The organism is Streptomyces sp. HUAS 31 (assembly GCF_028198125.1).
GTDB lineage: Bacteria > Actinomycetota > Actinomycetes > Streptomycetales > Streptomycetaceae > Streptomyces > Streptomyces chartreusis.
Genome location: NZ_CP116353.1, coordinates 9,256,015 through 9,270,515, shown reverse-complemented (window position 1 = coordinate 9,270,515; position 14,501 = coordinate 9,256,015). Strand labels below are relative to the sequence as shown.

18 protein-coding genes are annotated in these 14,501 nt (G+C 71.8%); 9 read left to right on the top strand and 9 right to left on the bottom strand.

What is annotated here, in order from left to right:
- Positions 1-20: 20 nt before the first annotated feature.
- Both PGH47_RS40345 and PGH47_RS40340 read left to right on the top strand, forming a co-directional pair.
- Positions 21-1,043: a zinc-dependent alcohol dehydrogenase gene (locus PGH47_RS40345; RefSeq protein ID WP_271667607.1), complete on the top strand. Its 1,023-nt coding sequence runs from the start codon at positions 21-23 to the stop codon at positions 1,041-1,043.
- Positions 1,044-1,187: 144 nt separating this feature from the next.
- Positions 1,188-1,652 carry a MarR family winged helix-turn-helix transcriptional regulator gene (locus PGH47_RS40340; protein ID WP_271667606.1) on the top strand — a complete coding sequence of 155 codons (465 nt, stop codon included), beginning with the start codon at positions 1,188-1,190 and terminating at the stop codon, positions 1,650-1,652.
- Here the strand turns inward: PGH47_RS40340 and PGH47_RS40335 are convergent.
- The 6 genes from PGH47_RS40335 to PGH47_RS40310 all read right to left on the bottom strand — a co-directional run bounded on the left by PGH47_RS40335 (position 1,643) and on the right by PGH47_RS40310 (position 7,447).
- Positions 1,643-3,385 (bottom strand): PP2C family protein-serine/threonine phosphatase, encoded by a 1,743-nt coding sequence (locus tag PGH47_RS40335; protein WP_271667605.1) that lies wholly within the window; start codon positions 3,383-3,385, stop codon positions 1,643-1,645. The two genes, PGH47_RS40340 and PGH47_RS40335, sit on opposite strands and share 10 nt — an antisense overlap.
- Positions 3,382-4,455 (bottom strand): ATP-binding SpoIIE family protein phosphatase, encoded by a 1,074-nt coding sequence (locus PGH47_RS40330; protein WP_271667604.1) that lies wholly within the window; start codon positions 4,453-4,455, stop codon positions 3,382-3,384. The genes PGH47_RS40335 and PGH47_RS40330 overlap by 4 nt, the downstream gene beginning before the upstream one ends.
- A complete protein-coding gene (locus PGH47_RS40325) occupies positions 4,455-4,898 on the bottom strand; it encodes an anti-sigma regulatory factor (protein WP_271667603.1) in 444 nt (147 codons plus the stop codon). The genes PGH47_RS40330 and PGH47_RS40325 overlap by 1 nt, the downstream gene beginning before the upstream one ends.
- A complete protein-coding gene (locus PGH47_RS40320; RefSeq protein WP_271667602.1) occupies positions 4,895-5,317 on the bottom strand; it encodes an STAS domain-containing protein in 423 nt (140 codons plus the stop codon). Before PGH47_RS40320 ends, PGH47_RS40325 begins: the two co-directional genes overlap by 4 nt.
- Complete coding sequence (locus PGH47_RS40315; protein ID WP_271667601.1) at positions 5,314-6,210, bottom strand: STAS domain-containing protein; 897 nt, start codon at positions 6,208-6,210, stop codon at positions 5,314-5,316. Before PGH47_RS40315 ends, PGH47_RS40320 begins: the two co-directional genes overlap by 4 nt.
- Positions 6,211-6,274: 64 nt before the next feature.
- Complete coding sequence (locus PGH47_RS40310; protein WP_271667600.1) at positions 6,275-7,447, bottom strand: PP2C family protein-serine/threonine phosphatase; 1,173 nt, start codon at positions 7,445-7,447, stop codon at positions 6,275-6,277.
- Positions 7,448-7,646: 199 nt separating this feature from the next.
- Between PGH47_RS40310 and PGH47_RS40305 the strand changes: the two genes are divergently transcribed.
- The gene (locus tag PGH47_RS40305) at positions 7,647-8,081 is read left to right on the top strand and encodes a MarR family transcriptional regulator (protein WP_125525084.1); all 435 of its coding nucleotides are present in this window, start codon (positions 7,647-7,649) and stop codon (positions 8,079-8,081) included.
- Between the two features lie 249 nt (positions 8,082-8,330).
- Here PGH47_RS40305 and PGH47_RS40300 read toward each other — a convergent pair whose 3' ends face one another.
- The gene (locus PGH47_RS40300; RefSeq protein WP_271667599.1) at positions 8,331-8,714 is read right to left on the bottom strand and encodes an STAS domain-containing protein; all 384 of its coding nucleotides are present in this window, start codon (positions 8,712-8,714) and stop codon (positions 8,331-8,333) included.
- Positions 8,715-9,064: 350 nt separating this feature from the next.
- Here PGH47_RS40300 and PGH47_RS40295 point away from each other — a divergent pair, with 350 nt between their 5' ends.
- Positions 9,065-9,550 (top strand): ATP-binding protein, encoded by a 486-nt coding sequence (locus tag PGH47_RS40295; RefSeq protein ID WP_271667598.1) that lies wholly within the window; start codon positions 9,065-9,067, stop codon positions 9,548-9,550.
- A gap of 69 nt (positions 9,551-9,619) precedes the next feature.
- Here PGH47_RS40295 and PGH47_RS40290 read toward each other — a convergent pair whose 3' ends face one another.
- Positions 9,620-10,495 carry an RNA polymerase sigma factor SigF gene (locus tag PGH47_RS40290; RefSeq protein WP_271667597.1) on the bottom strand — a complete coding sequence of 292 codons (876 nt, stop codon included), beginning with the start codon at positions 10,493-10,495 and terminating at the stop codon, positions 9,620-9,622.
- Between the two features lie 372 nt (positions 10,496-10,867).
- Here PGH47_RS40290 and PGH47_RS40285 point away from each other — a divergent pair, with 372 nt between their 5' ends.
- The 4 genes from PGH47_RS40285 (at position 10,868) to PGH47_RS40270 (ending at position 12,956) form a co-directional block, all read left to right on the top strand.
- On the top strand, positions 10,868-11,713 hold the full coding sequence (locus tag PGH47_RS40285) for a SigB/SigF/SigG family RNA polymerase sigma factor (protein ID WP_271667596.1): 846 nt from the start codon (positions 10,868-10,870) through the stop codon (positions 11,711-11,713).
- A 3-nt stretch (positions 11,714-11,716) separates the two neighbouring features.
- Positions 11,717-11,941, top strand: coding sequence for a DUF5133 domain-containing protein (locus tag PGH47_RS40280; protein WP_271667595.1), 225 nt, complete (start codon positions 11,717-11,719; stop codon positions 11,939-11,941).
- Positions 11,942-11,990: 49 nt separating this feature from the next.
- Positions 11,991-12,362, top strand: a complete 372-nt coding sequence (locus PGH47_RS40275; protein ID WP_271667594.1) for a PRC-barrel domain containing protein — start codon at positions 11,991-11,993, stop codon at positions 12,360-12,362.
- A gap of 153 nt (positions 12,363-12,515) precedes the next feature.
- Entirely contained in the window at positions 12,516-12,956 is a 441-nt protein-coding gene (locus tag PGH47_RS40270; RefSeq protein WP_271667593.1) for an ATP-binding protein, read from the top strand.
- 60 nt (positions 12,957-13,016) lie between these two features.
- On the opposite strand, the gene PGH47_RS40265 is transcribed toward PGH47_RS40270, so the two are convergent.
- Positions 13,017-13,454: an ATP-binding protein gene (locus PGH47_RS40265; RefSeq protein ID WP_271667592.1), complete on the bottom strand. Its 438-nt coding sequence runs from the start codon at positions 13,452-13,454 to the stop codon at positions 13,017-13,019.
- A 207-nt stretch (positions 13,455-13,661) separates the two neighbouring features.
- Between PGH47_RS40265 and PGH47_RS40260 the strand changes: the two genes are divergently transcribed.
- Positions 13,662-14,501 carry a class I SAM-dependent methyltransferase gene (locus PGH47_RS40260; protein ID WP_271667591.1) on the top strand — a complete coding sequence of 280 codons (840 nt, stop codon included), beginning with the start codon at positions 13,662-13,664 and terminating at the stop codon, positions 14,499-14,501.

Below are 14,501 nucleotides of genomic sequence, written 5' to 3'. Positions count from 1 at the left end.
AGCGCACCTTGGTGGACCTCATGCGCGCGTTCGTCCTCACCGCCCCGGGCGCGTACGAGGTGCGGGACGTCCCGGTGCCGGTGGCGGCGCCCGGGGAAGTCGTGGTCGACGTAGAGCGGGTCGGGGTGTGTGGCACCGATGTCGAGTTCTTCACCGGGGCCATGGCCTACCTCCACCAGGGGCACTCCGCCTACCCGATGCGGCCGGGGCACGAGTGGGCGGGGCGGGTGGCGTCGGTCGGTGAGGGGGTGGAGCCGGGGTGGGTCGGCCGACGGGTCATGGGTGACACGATGCTCGGCTGCGGCGGTTGCCGCCGGTGTCTCCGGGGCCGCCGGCATGTGTGCGAGAAGCGCCAGGAGGTCGGGATCCGCGGTGCGCGGGACGGCGCCCTGGCGGAGCGACTCGCGGTACCGGCGTCCTCGTTGCACGCCCTTCCCGACTCGGTCGACGCCGTGCTCGGCGCGCTCGTGGAGCCGGGCGGCAACGCGCTGCGTGCCGCGCGCGCGACGGCGGCCCGTGCTGGGGACCGTGTCCTCGTGCTGGGGCCCGGGACGATCGGTCTGCTCGTCGCGCTGTTCCTGCGGGCGGAGGGCGCGGAAGTGCATCTGCTGGACCGTGCCGGCCACTCCCCCGCTTTCGCGCATGCCCTGGGCTTCGAGCACGTCTGGGACGAGCACTCGCTCCCGGACCTGCCCTTCGACGCGGTCGTGGACGCCTCGACCGCCGCCCATCTGCCGGACAGAGCGCTGGAGTTGGTCGAGCCGGGCGGCCGGCTCGTGTACATCGGGCTGGCCGCCGAACCGAGCCGGATCGACACCCGCACGCTGGTACTGAAGGACGTGACGGCGGTGGGCGTCCTGTCCGGCTCGCCGGGTCTGGACGCCACGATCAGGGCGTACGCGTCCGGAGCGGTCGATCCGAGGCCGCTCGTCGCGGCGACCGTGAGCCTGGGCGAGGTCGGCGCGGTCCTTGCGGGTGGGCGGCAGGTCGGCGCCGGCTCCGGACCCAAGATCCACGTGGATCCGCGTGCCGCCGCCCGCTGAAACTCCGGGATTTTCGTGCAGTACACGGCCCCCGGTGGACACCCTGTACCGATGTTGTTGTGTAGTCTCCGCCGCTTCGGGTAGGCCCCTGCACTGATGCAGCCCAGGCCGGTGACGACCGCGGTCTTCGAAGGATGACGGACCATGTGCCGCGAACAGGAACCCGACAGCCCCTCCCACATCGCCGGCCGGCAGCTCGCCGAGGCGGTGAAGAACCTGGTGGCGCTGTGGTTCTCAGCCGTGGACGACGTACGTCCGCGCCTTCCGCCGCGGCAGATACGCGCCTTGGAGGCCATCGCCCGCCGGCCCACCCTCAATGTCACCGCCCTGGCCGAGCACCTGGGCATCGGGCTGCCGACCGCCAGCCGGCTGTGCGACCGGCTCGAAGCGGCGGGGCTGATGCGGCGGCACGTCCGCCCCGGTGACCGGCGGGAGGTGCGCCTGGAGGTCACGGACCAGGGACGCAGACTCCTCGCGGACGTGACGGAGCGGCTGTCCGTGTACCTGGCCGACGCCCTGGACTCCGTTCCGCCCGACCGGCGTCTGCGGCTCGAACAGGTGCTGCGTGCCGTGCACGAGGCGGACGGTGAGGGCTCCGCTCAGGACTGACGCGCCCGCTGCCGCGGCGGGCGGCCGTGCACATGGCACAGCAACAGGCATACGTCGTCGTCGTGTTCGGAGTCGCTCAGCAGCGGGTTCAGCAGCCGGTCGGCCGACGACTCCAGGTCGTCGTCGAGCTCGGCCGCGCCGAAGCCGCCGAGCGCTTCGGCGAGGCGCTGGATGCCGGGGTCGATCCCCTGGGCGCGCCGTTCCACCAGGCCGTCGGTGTAGAGCGCGAGTGTCGAACCGGGCGGGAGGGCCACGGTGTGGTCGCCGATCTCCTGTTCCAGCGGGATGCCGAGCATGGCGCCGGGTTTGTCGTCGAGCGTGTGCACCCGGCCGTCGGGGTCGCGCAGCACCGGTGGCGGATGGCCGGCGGCGGCCCAGGTGAGCGTGTCCCCGTCCGGGTGGATGCGGGCGATGACCGCGGTGGCGTACAGGTCGAGGCGCAGGCGGTGCAGGAACTCGTGCAGGCGGGTCAGGAGCCGCCCGGGGCTGCTGCCGTCGACGGCGTAGGCCCGCAGCGCGGTGCGCAGTTGGCTCATCATCACCGCGGCGTGCAGCCCGTGCCCGGTGACGTCTCCGACGACGGTGATGAGGCTGCCGTCGGGCTGGTGGATGGCGTCGTACCAGTCACCGCCGATGTTCAGGCCCCGGGTGGCCGGGAGGTAGCGCGCGGCCAGGGTCAGGCCGCCGGTCGTGGGCAACTCGGTGAGCAGGGCGCGTTGCAGGGTCTCGGCGATGTCCCGGTTGTGCTCGAAGCGGCGGGCGTGCTCCAGGGCGATGCTGGCGCGTCGGGTGAGTTCGATGAGCATGACGGCGTCGTCGGCGTCCCAGCGCTGGTCGGGCGGCGACAGCGTGAGGACGCCCTGGGGTGCCCGGCGGGTGAGCAGGGGGATGCAGAGCAGGGGCCGCCCGGAGTCGAGGGCGGAGGCCGGCTGGTCGTCGACGCCGGGGAGGTTGCCGGGGTGGCCGGCGGCGTACTGCGGGCGGCCGCGGCGGGCGGCGAGGACGGCGGCGGCGGGGCGGGGGCCGCCGCGGAGTGCGTCGTCGACGTCGTCGAAGAGCCAGACGTCCACGGTGCGCGCGTAGCGCGGAACGAGAAGGGCGGGGAGCAGCCGCACGATGGCCTCGTGGTTCAGGGAGGCGGTGAGGGCGGCGCTGGCGTCGGCCAGGAAGGTCAGCCGGCCGCGGGCGTTCTCCGCCTCCTGGCGTGCCTTCTGCTCGGCGTCGAAGAGTTCGCGCTGGGCCCGGCCTGCGGCGTCAAGTTCGGCGTGGAGCGCGAGGACGCCCTGGTTGGTCTGGTGGAGTTCCTCGCGGTGGAAGGCGACGAGCGACTCCTGCTCGTCGAGGCGGTCCAGCAGCAGGGCGGCGTCCTCGTCGGCGCCGAACAGGGCCTCGGCCAGGGCGGTCGGGTCGTCGTCGGCGGGGTCGGTCCCCGATACGTCCGCGTCCTCGGCGCAGGGGACACTGGCGCGCCATGGAGGCTGCCGGTCGTCCGGGCGGCGCTTCGCCGGGGTCACCTCGATGTGGAGCTCGCCCCCGCGGGGCGACAGGGACACTCCGGCGCCGACCTTCCACTCGCCTCCCTTGGTGAGGCGCTGTCGAAGCTGTGCGGTCAGCGCGGTCACCAGGCGTGTGCGCTCGACCGTGGTCACCCCGCACGCGGCGGCCAGCCGAGCCGTGGCTATCCGGACCTGCGCGGCGTCGGTGACGGTGCGGACTTTCCAGGTGCGGGTCATGAGGGGCGGTCCGGTGGGCGTGGGCCGAGCACGGCGACGGCGGTGTCGTCACGTACCGGCCGGGCTGGGCTGCTGGCGTCCCGCACGATCGAGGCGGCGATCACTGCGGGGTCGAGGGAGGACGGGGTCTCGACGGCCGGGCCCGGACGCCAGCGGCTCGGCAGGCCGTCGCTGTGCAGGACGAGGAGGCTGTCGTGCGTCCAGCGCTCCTGGTGCTGGGGCAGGCGCGCGGGGAGGTGGGCGCCGACGATGCCGGGGAACGAGACCAGCCCCTGCCAGTGGTCGCCGTCGCGCAGCCGGGCCCCGACGTTGCCCACTCCGGCGAAGTCCAGCTTTGCGGCGGCGACGTCGAGTTGGGCCAGGGCCACGGCCGCGCCCCTGGTGTCGCGCAGGACGGTGTGCATGCGCCGCAGCAGGTCGGCCGGCGGCAGATGGGGTACGGACCTCAGTACCGCCACCGCGGCGGAGGAGGCGCGGGCCGCCTGGGGGCCGTGGCCGAGGCCGTCGGCCAGCAGGAGCGTCACGTGGTCGGCCGTGCGGACGCAGGCCCACGCGTCGCCGGAGAACTCCCCTCCAGCGAGCGGCATGTTGACTCCGCCGGCCCGTACCGGAGGCGGCTCGGAGTGCGGGTCGGCGGTGTCACGGTCGCGTTGGGGGGCGATCCTGGCCATCACGGTGGTGCCCCGCCCCGGCGTGCTGTGCAGGCCGAAGTCGTCCGCGATGCGCAGGCAGGTGCCGAGACCGGCGCCGAGGGAGGCCGCGGTCGAGTATCCGTCGCGCAGGGCCGCGGCGGTGTCGGGCATGCCGGGGCCGTGGTCGATGGCCATGATCTGCACCAGGAGGAACCGCTCGTCGCCGTGGGCCGGCACGGACGGGCCCACGAGGTCCAGGAGCACCCGTCCGCCACCGGCGTGCTTGAGCAGGTTGGTGGCGAGTTCGGTGGCCACGAGCTCGGCCGTGGCGACCCGGTCGTCGGCGAGCCCGGCGTGGCGGGCCGCCTCCCGGGCCGCCACGCGGGCGTCGCGCACCCGGGTCGAGTCGTGCACGGGTACCTCCCAGACGCGCGGCATCAGGGCGCCTCGCGCGGGTGCGGCGGCCCGGAGATCCAGGACGTCACGGTCACGGTGGTCCCGGCGCCGCGCCGGCTGTCGACGGAGAACTCGTGGACCAGCCGGCGGGAGCCGCCCAGGCCCATCCCCAGCCCCTCGCCGGAGGTGTAGCCGTCCGACAGGGCCTGGTCCAGATCGGCGATGCCGGGGCCCTCGTCGCTGAAGACGAGCCGCAGTCCCCGTAGCCCGCCGCTGGTGACCTCCGTGCACTCCATGCGGCCCCCGCCGCCGTGCACGAGGGCGTTGCGTGCCAACTCGCTGGCCGCCGTGACGAGTTTGGTCTGTTCCACCAGACCGAACCCGAGTCGGGCCGTCATCTGCCGCACATGCTGGCGCACCCGGACCAGGTCGAGGTCCGAGTGGATCGGCAGGCGGGCGGAGACGCTGCCGGTGCTGTGGGTCACGGGCTCTCCCGGCGTGCGCGCCCGTCGCGAGGCAGGGCCGAGACCTCGGCGCCGAGCAGGCGCAGGGCTTCCTCGGTGTTCAGGGCGGTGCGCAGTCCCGGCAGGGTCAGGCCGAGTTCAACCAGGGTGATGGCCACGGCCGGGCGCATCCCCGCCACCACGGTCTGCGCGGCCAGCAGCCGGGTCATGGCCGCGACGTCGCTGAGCACACGGCCCATGAAGGAGTCGACGATCTCGACGCCGGAGAGGTCGATGACCACGCCGGTGACCGCGCTGTCGGACACCGTCCTGCCGATGTCCTGGCGGAGCTGCTCGGCCGTGCTGTCGTACAGGTCGCCCTGGAGGGTGACCAGCAGGACCTTGCCCAGCCGCAGCACGGGCACATGGGCCTCGGACGGGTAGGTGGCGGCGCCCGTCACCGGGGCTCCGCCGCGGCGGGGTTCGCCACGATGTGCGCGCCCTGCTGCTGGAGGGCGTAGGCGAGGGCGTCGGCGAGACTGGCGCGGGTGAGCACCGAGCTCAGGTCGATGCCGAGGTGGACGATGGTCTGCGCGATGGCCGGCCGGATCCCGGAGACTATGCACTCCGCCCCCATCAGCCGGGCCGCGGCGACGGTCTTCATCAGGTGCTGGGCCACCAGCGAGTCGACGGTCGGCACTCCGGTGATGTCCAGAATGGCGAAGCGGGCGTGCTGCTCGACCACGGCGTCCAAGAGCGTCTCCATCACCACTTGGCTGCGGGCACTGTCGAGCGTGCCGATCAGCGGCACGGCGACGATACCTTCCCACAGCTTGATCACGGGGGTGGCGATCTCGAGCATTTCCAGCCGCTGGCGGTTGATGAGTTCCTGCCCGGAGATCGTGGTCGTCTCCAGCATGACCAGGCGCAGGGTGCCCATCAGCACGGCCAGCGTCGTGGCGCACTCCCTCCGGTGCTCGGCGGGCTTGCCGCTGAGCTCCTCGAGCAGCAGGTCGGTGACGGGCAGGCGCAACTCGTCCATCTCGGCCGAGACCTGTCCGATGGTCGCGCCGGCGCGGGCCCGGGAGTGGGCGGTGCGCGCAAGCTGCTCGCGGACGACGGTGAACCCGTCGGCCTCCGAGTCCTCCACTCGCCCCGAGGAGGCCACCGCGGCCAGCGCCTCGACCACGGCCCGGCCTGCTTCCACGGCCTCGTCCCGGGAGACCGTGAACACCGTGCGGAACACCGCCGCGTCGGCCCAGCGCTGGGCGATCTGCTCGCGGCGCAGCCGCAGGAAGTCCCCCACCTCCTCCGCCGGGCCGATCCGGCCTTCTGCCGTCTGCTGCTCCGGCACTTGCTTCCCTCCTTCTTCGTGGTGCGCGCCGCCCCGACCGTGCGGGGAGCGCCGGGTGGTTCGCTCAGGACGGCTGCCGCGGCCCGAACCAGTCGAGGCAGACGACGAGCGCGTCGTCGTCGGCGACGGGCGTGCCGCGGTGACCCGACAGTTCCCTCAGGACGGCACGCGGGACCTCGGCCGCGGGCAGCAGGCTGGTCGACACGATGGCTCGGGCCAGCGCGCGCTCGCCGTACCGTTCGCCGCCGGGCGCGATGACGTCGTACACCCCGTCGCTGGCGAACAGGAGCCGGTCGCCGGGCTCGATCGACAGTTCGTGGGCGACGTAGTCCGTCTCCTCGAACATGCCCAGCGGGAGCTGTGCCTCGATGTCGAGGGCGCCGACGCCGCGGCCGCGAAGCCGCAGCATCTGCGGGGAGCCGGCGTCGACGACCTGGAGTCGGCCGGTGCTCAGTTCGAGGTCGAGCAGGAGCACGGAGAGGTAGGCGTCCCCGCGGTACTGGGCGTAGACGGCCTGGTCGGCGAGGGCGGCCTGGTCCGCGATGGACAGGCCCGCGCGGCGGGCGTTGCGCAGGGCGTTGATGCCCAGGTTGGTCAGCAGGGCGGCCTCGATGCCCTCGCCCATGCCGTTGGTGACGTAGAGCATCAGGCGGTCGGCGGACGCCGACCAGTCGAAGTTGTCGCCGTGGATCGAATAGGCGGGTTCCAGTTGGGCACCCAGCGCGTACTCGGGGCGGGCGCAGGCCCTGCCGGGCAGCAGCTGCCACTGCATCTCCGCGGCCAGGGTGAGCCGGTCGGTGCGGCGTGCCCGCAGGTAGAGGTCGGTGTCCCGGTCGGCGACGATCACCTCGTGCGCCAGCACCTGGGCCACGTCGGTGAGCTCGTCCAGGCACTCCCTGGCCTGCTCGGCGGAGGGCATCGTGACGGCCAGGACGCCGAGCCGGTCGCCGCGTGCGGTGACCGGCAGATGCAGGCGCACCTCGCCGTCGGTCAGCTTCTCGACGAAGGGTTCCTGGGACCCGAAGGCCCGTCCGGCCGGGCCGGTGTGCGCCGGCACGGACTGGGGCGCGCTCGCGGCCGGGTGCACCGGCTGGAGCGTCGCCAGGCCGTAGTCGGCCAGGAGGAGCTGGACGGACTTCGCCGCATAGTCGTTGCACAGGGCTTCGCGGACCGCGTCCACCAGTTGGTGCGGGGCCGCGGAGCGAAGCGCCCGCTCGGCTGCCACGAATCTGTTCACGATGTTGGATACGCCATTCTTGTCACAGTGACGGCGTTCGACCCGCAGTTCGCGGACGCCGTCCGTCGGTCCTTCTTGTCCGTATCTAGTGTTCTGTACGTATTGCCCGAACCGGTGGGCTGACAGTGCCCGCGAAGCCTGGAAGAGTGGAGCCGTGACTTCCCCGTACTCGCAACCGCGGCCGGACGAGGTGGCGCGTGTGACCTCCGAGGCCGCCGAGTTGCTGGAGGTCCTGTGGGGCCGTGCCTCGACGGCGCCGGTGTCCGCCTCCCAGATCCGCGTGCTGTTCATCCTGGAGCACAGCGACGGCATCAACCTGCGCATGCTCGCCGAGGCGCTCGGTTCCACGCCGCCGTCGACCAGCCGGCTGTGCGACCGCCTTCAGGCGGTGGGGTTCGTGGAGCGCGCGCCCAGCACCTCCAGCCGCCGCGAGCTGCGGCTGCATCTGAGCCGGCGCGGACGGTCCTATTTGGCGGAGCTGCGCGCGCGGCGCGAGGCCGCGCTCCAGTCGGTGCTGGAGCAGATGCCCGTCGCGAAGCGCACGGCGCTGCTGGAGGGGCTGGAGGCGTTCTGCGCCGCGGCGTCCGCGGAGATCCACGAAGGCGACGAGGCCGCCGACGCCCGGAGCGCCTGAGGCAGTCACATGCCCCGGTTCGGCGCCGGGGCGGTGCCGCGTGTGCACCGCTGCCCGGCGACGCGGGCCGTACTCGTTGCTGACCGGCACGTTTCACACCCCTCCCGCGCTTGACTCGCTCACTCTGTTGCCTCATGGCCATAGTTGTCAAACGGCAACTGTTTTGGATGCGAGCGCGGGTCTCGATCGGTGAACTGCCTCTTCGGGAAGCTGTCTTCGCTCCCCGGGGCGGCGGGCCGGCAGCCGGGCCTACGGCTCCTGATCCCTCGGCCCGGCGTCCGCGGTGGCGAGTGCCTCCTCGAGGCTCCCCACGATCGGGACCGTGATGCTGACACCGGTGAGATCCATGATCCGCCGGACGGCGGGCGTCGGGGAGATGACGTACACCCCTCCAGGGATCTCCCGCACTTCCTGATACGCCCGCAGGACGATGTTCATGCCGGAGGAGTCCATGAAGGGGACACCGGCGATGTCGAGCAGGAAATGCCTGCGGCCGTGATGGAGCTGGTTGGCCAGGTGGTGCTGCAACTCGGTCGCCGTATCCATGTCCAGGTCGCCCTCGACAGTCAGCAGAACGGCGTCCTCACGGGGCACTTCCACCTTGATCGACAAGGGATTCTGGGCAACGGACACAAGTACCTCCCACAGGCTCGGCGACGGTGACGGGTGCCCCGGCGACCGGATTCGATGCCTCGTCGGTACGAGAAACCTCGCGGGACGGCCCGTCGATTGCGTTCGCCCGCCTACCCCCGAACCTCCCCAGCACACGGGGCACATGCGAACGAGCCGTACGTCGTCGGCTTCTGACCGCTTTTCGCGCCCTGGGGCGGACGAGGCGGTTTGGCAACCGGCAGAGCGGTCACGCGAATAGGAAGAAAGCCTCACGCGATGGGGAGGGGAAACAAGGGACTCGGGCCTGGTCGGGGTCGCCACGGACGCCCGGCGGGTTCTCCGCCTCCCCGCCTTTGTCAGGGAGCGAAAGGATGAGTGAGAACTACCGGACCGGTGTCACCAGGAGCCCGGTGTACGCGGGCCGTGGCCGGCACGAGCCGTGGAGTCCGGCCTCACCGGCCGAGGCACGCGGAGTCGTACGGCGGGCCCTGTCCGAGCAGACACCCACACGGGGCGCCGACTGCGCGCCCGACACCCTCTCGGACGCGCTGCTGGTGGCGTCCGAACTGACGACCAACGCGATGCTGCACGGCGGCGGCATCACCGGCTTCGACGTCGAGGTCGTCGGCCAGAACCTGTATCTGTCCGTGAGCGACCGCGAGCGACGGCGCCCGGTGGCCCTGGACCCGGTCGACCGCCAGGGCAGGCACCGGTGCGGCGGCCGCGGCTGGCCCATCGTGTGCCGGCTGTCCCGCACCGTGCTGGTGTCGGACCTTCCCGCCGGCGGGAAACGCGTGACCGCGGTGATCCCCCTCGCGGCACGGTGCCGGCACCCGGGCGATGCCGACAGGGCGTGACAACGGCGAGGGCCGCGGCCGATTCGGCCGCGGCCCAGCTCGGACGGCGTCGCGCGTGCGCCGTGTCGCTCAGGCGACCCCGGGCTCCAGCAGTCCGGCGCGCAGTTGCTTGAGGATGCGGCTGATGAGCCGCGAGACGTGCATCTGGGAGACGCCGATCTGCTCGGCGATCTGCGCCTGGGTGAGTTCCTCGACGAAGCGCAGGTGGATGATCCGGCGCTCACGGTCGTCCAGCCCGGCGATCAGGGGCGCCAACGAGTGGAAGTCCTCCACGAGTTCCAGCGAGGGGTCCTCCTCGCCGAGCAGGTCGGCCAGAACGGACTCGCCGTTCTCGGCGTCGCCCGTGACCGCCGCGTCGAGGGAGGCGGACTGATAGCCGTTGGACGCCTTGCGGGCCTCGATGACCTCTTCCTCCGACAGCGACATCAGCTCGGACAGCTCACGCGTGGTCGGCATACGGCCCAGGCGCGAGCTGAGTTCCTCGGTCGCCTTGGCCAGCTCGGCGCGCGCCTCCTGCAGCCGGCGCGGCACATGGACCGCCCAGCTCGTGTCACGGAAGAACCGCTTGATCTCGCCGACGATGTACGGGACGGCGAACGTGGTGAACTCGACCTCCCTGGACACCTCGAAGCGGTCGATGGCCTTGATCAGCCCGATGGTCCCGACCTGGACGACGTCCTCCATGGAGTCCCCGCGAGCCCGGAAGCGGGATGCCGCGTACCGCACCAGGGACAGGTTCATCTCGATCAACGTGTTGCGTACGTACTGGAACTCGTGCGTGCCCTCTTCGAGCCCGACCAGCCGGTCGAAGAACTGACGCGACAACTCCCGTGCGTCCTTGGGGCTCACCTTCGACGGATCCTCGATCAGCGGCAGCGCCGCCTCGTCCGTCGTGACCGCCTCCTGTGCCGTGGCCGTTGTCTGCACCGCCGTCACGGCTGCCATGACGCCCTCCCCAATAACCGGAACCTGTTGTCAGTTGCCCGCGTGCCCGGACTCGCGCCGCTCACTCCTGTTCCGTGGCGCGGATCACGGAATCAGGGTGGGTTCTGGCCTGAAATCGCCCTCGGATGCACCCGATTCGGACACGTCGTACACGAAAGCCTCCCAAATGGGAGGCCGGCCCCCTCCCGCCCCCGGTCGGCGTCGTCATCCGCCGCACCCTGTTTGCGCCCTCGGTCGTGGGGCATGCGGGTTTTCGTGCTTCGGACCGGAGGCGCATCGGTGCCACAGCCGAGACCGCTCCAGGGCCTCGTGCCCCGTGCACCGTTTCCCGCAGAGACCCCCTGAGAACGCCGCTTCAGGAGTTGTTCCCTCATGTTGGTCGAGACCTCCGCACACGCTTCCGACAACCCCACCCGCTCCCGGGTGTCCGGCGGGCGCGTCCACAACGACGCCCCCGACACCGGATCCGACTTCGTCCGCCTCGCCGCCCTGCCCGAAGGGCCCGAGCGCGATGCGATACGCGACGAACTGACCAGGGCCTGGCTGCCCATGGCCCATCGCATCGCCGGCCGCTTCCGCAACCGCGGCGAGTCCCTGGAGGACCTGCGCCAGGTCGCGGCCCTCGGTCTGGTCAAGGCCATCGACCGGTACGAGCCCGGCCGAGGGGCCTTCGAGAGCTACGCCGTGCCCACCATCACCGGTGAGATCAAGCGGCACTTCCGCGACCGGATGTGGGCCCTGCGGGTGCCCCGTCGCGTCCAGGACCTTCGCAACAAGGTCCGCGTGGCGCGCCGCGACCTCACCACCTCGGACGGTTCCAACCCGTCGGTCGCCCAGATCGCCACCCACACGGGTCTCACCGAGGACGAGGTCAACACCGGCCTCGAGGCGCTCGACAGCTTCAGCACCCTGTCGCTGGACGCCGAGATGTCGTCGAGCGAGGACGGCTTCAGCCTCGCCGACACGATCGGCGGGTGCGACGGGGCGTACGACGTCGTCGTCGACCGGGAGGCGGCGAAGGAAGGGCTGCGACGCCTGCCCGAACGCGAGCGGACGATCCTGTACCTGCGCTTCTTCGAGGACATGACGCAGAGCCGCATAGCCGACGAACTCGGCATCTCCCAGATGCACGTCTCCCGGCTCATCAGCCGGTGCTGCGCCCGGGTGCGCGACGAGGTGCTCGGTGCCGGCTGCGACGACCACCCCCAGGAGGGATGACCAGTGCTGACACCCCATCCGGCGATACTCCGCCGCCTCGTCGAGGAGTACGAGGCGCTCATGGCCCACAAGGGCGAGGTGCCGGACGCCGGGCGGCGGCGCGAGCTGCGTGTGCAGGACCTTGCGTACACGCTGTGCGTGTCGACCGGGACCCGCGAAGTGGGACAGGCCCTGGCGCGAGCCCGCGACATGCTCGCCGCGGCGAGAGAGCCGGCGAACGTCGCCTGACCGGCGCGGGCCACCGCGAAGAGAACGACGACACCGAGAAGGATGCGATGTGAGCACCGACAGAATCTGGTCGTACGCACCCGAGAGCGGCCATCAGGAGGGACATGAGCTCACCGGCTTTTCCGTCGAGGCGAGTGACGGGACCATCGGCCATGTGGACCGCCAGGCCGACGACACTCCCCTGCGGCATCTGATCGTGGACACGGGCGCCTGGGTGTTCGGCAGGAGCCTGCTGATCCCGGCCGGTCTGGTCACGACCATCGCCGAGGAGAACCGGGTGATCACCGTGCGCTGCACCCGGGCGGAGGCCAAGGCGGCTCCCCGATTCGGCACGGATCGGGAGACTCTCGATCCCGAGTACCTGTCCGCCGTTGGTGGCTACTACGCTTCTCTGCCCCATGATTCGGATGCGCCCGGGTAGCGGATACCCAGGAGCACGTGCGGACGAGGACGACGAGGCGCGCGGACGAGAACGAGCGAGGAGTGGTGAAGTGACGGCAACCGCAGTCCACTTGGTACGCGCCCGAGATGGCCGGCATTCGATGCGCATCCCGCAGGCGACCGACGAGCGGCCATGAGGTCGGCGGAGCACCGTCCGGACGGGGACAGCGCCGATGCGCGCACCCGGCCGGTCACGATCACCAGTGCGGCGGCGGCGCGCAGTTATGTGCGCTCGGTCGTCGAGCAGCACTGGCGGCCGGCGGCCGGCACGGCCGGTGAGACAGCCGTCATGGATCTCCTGCTGGTCGTTTCGGAGCTGGTCGCCAACGCGATCCGGCACGGCGGCGGCCTGGCGGGGTTCGAGGTGACGCCGCTCGCCGAGGGGGTGCGGCTGAGCGTGCACGACTACAGCGACGCCGTCCCCTCGGCCGCCTACGGGCCCGGGGCCCTGCCCCGTAAGCACGAGGGCAGCGGATACGGGTGGCCGCTGATCATCCGGCTGTCCCGCGAGATCCGGATCGACCGCCGCCGGGAGGGCGGCAAGACGGTCAGCGTGTTCGTGCCGCTCATGTGAGCCGCCCGCTTCGGCTGGGCCGCCCGGTTCCCGCTTCGGCGGGCGGGCGGCTCACGCGGCTCACCAGGGCATGAAGGCGTGTACGTCCTTGCCGTCCGCCCGCACCACCACGGTGACCTCGTCGCACAGGGTCTGGATCAGATACCAGCCGATACCGCCGCCGCGACCGGTCCCGGGGTGGAAGGGGCGCGGCGCCGGTTCGGTCGTGCTCGTGTCACTGAGAGTCACATGCACACCGTCGAACGCCCTGCGCAACGTCAGCCCTATGGGCCCCGGGGCGTACTGGACGGCGTTGGCGGCGAGTTCGGTGACGACCAGCACGATGTCGTCCCGGTACTCGGGCGTCGCCGGTGGTGAGGCCCGCTCCAGCTTCATGAGGAACCGCTCCGCGCTCAGGCGGGCTCTGGTCACATCGCCGACACCCCCGTCGAATGTGGCCTGCCATTTCTGCGTTTCCTCGGACGACGGTTTGCCGCCGCCCCGCGATTCGGTCGCCATCACACCCTCTTCGGCCTGTCACTGCTCGCGGCCGTGGTGACTAGTTGTTGCTTCCACCGCTGCTGGTTCCCAGGCTGAGCGCGGCTACGCGTGCGAAAGCGGTGCGATCCGCAGTGACGTCGCGGAAAGGTGGGGCCACGGGTACCGGCGAGCCGGTGTTCGCGCACCCTCGCCGGGCGCACGGCCCGCGCCGCTAACCTGCTGTGCATGCCAGGCAACCCCACGCGCACGCGACGCGACGACAGCCCCGAGGAGTCCCGGCGGGCGCGTCTGAGCCTGACGTTCGACGAGGACGCGGAGCTGTACGACCGGGCCAGGCCCGGATACCCGCCCCGGTTGTACGACGACCTGGCGGAGCTCGCGGGCACGGTCCCCGGCAGCCGGGTGCTGGAGGTGGGCTGCGGGACCGGACAGCTGACGGTGCCGCTGGCCGGGCGGGGCTGCCGGATCACCGCCGTCGAGGCGGGAGCGCGGATGGCCGCGGTCGCCCGCCGCAACCTCACCGGGTACCCGGCAGTGGACGTGGTGACGACCCGGTTCGAGGACTGGCCGCTGCCGGACGAGTCGTACGACGCGCTCGTGTCGGCGACGGCGTTCCACTGGATCGACCCGACGGTGCGGGTGCCGAGGGCCGCCGACGCGCTGTGCCCGGCCGGAGCCCTGGCCGTCGTACGCACTCAGCATGTGAACGGTGGCACCGAGGAGTTCTTCGTCGAGGTCCAGGGCTGCTACGAGCGCTTCGATCCGGCGACGCCGCCCGGGCTGCGGCCTCCTGCGGCCGCCGACGTCGACAGCTCGGACCATGCGCGGGAGGTGGCGCGAAGCGGCCGGTTCGGCCCCACGCTCTTCCGCCGCTACGAACAGGATCTCACCTACTCGACCTCGGAGTACCTGGACGTGCTGCGGACCTACTCCGGCCATCGGGCCCTTCCGGAGGCCGCCCGGAGCGGACTGCTGGAGTGCGTCGCGGGGTTGATCGACGGGAGCTACGGCGGGCGGGTGACCAAGCGCTATCTCATCGAGCTGGGAGTGTCCCGCCGGCGGTGA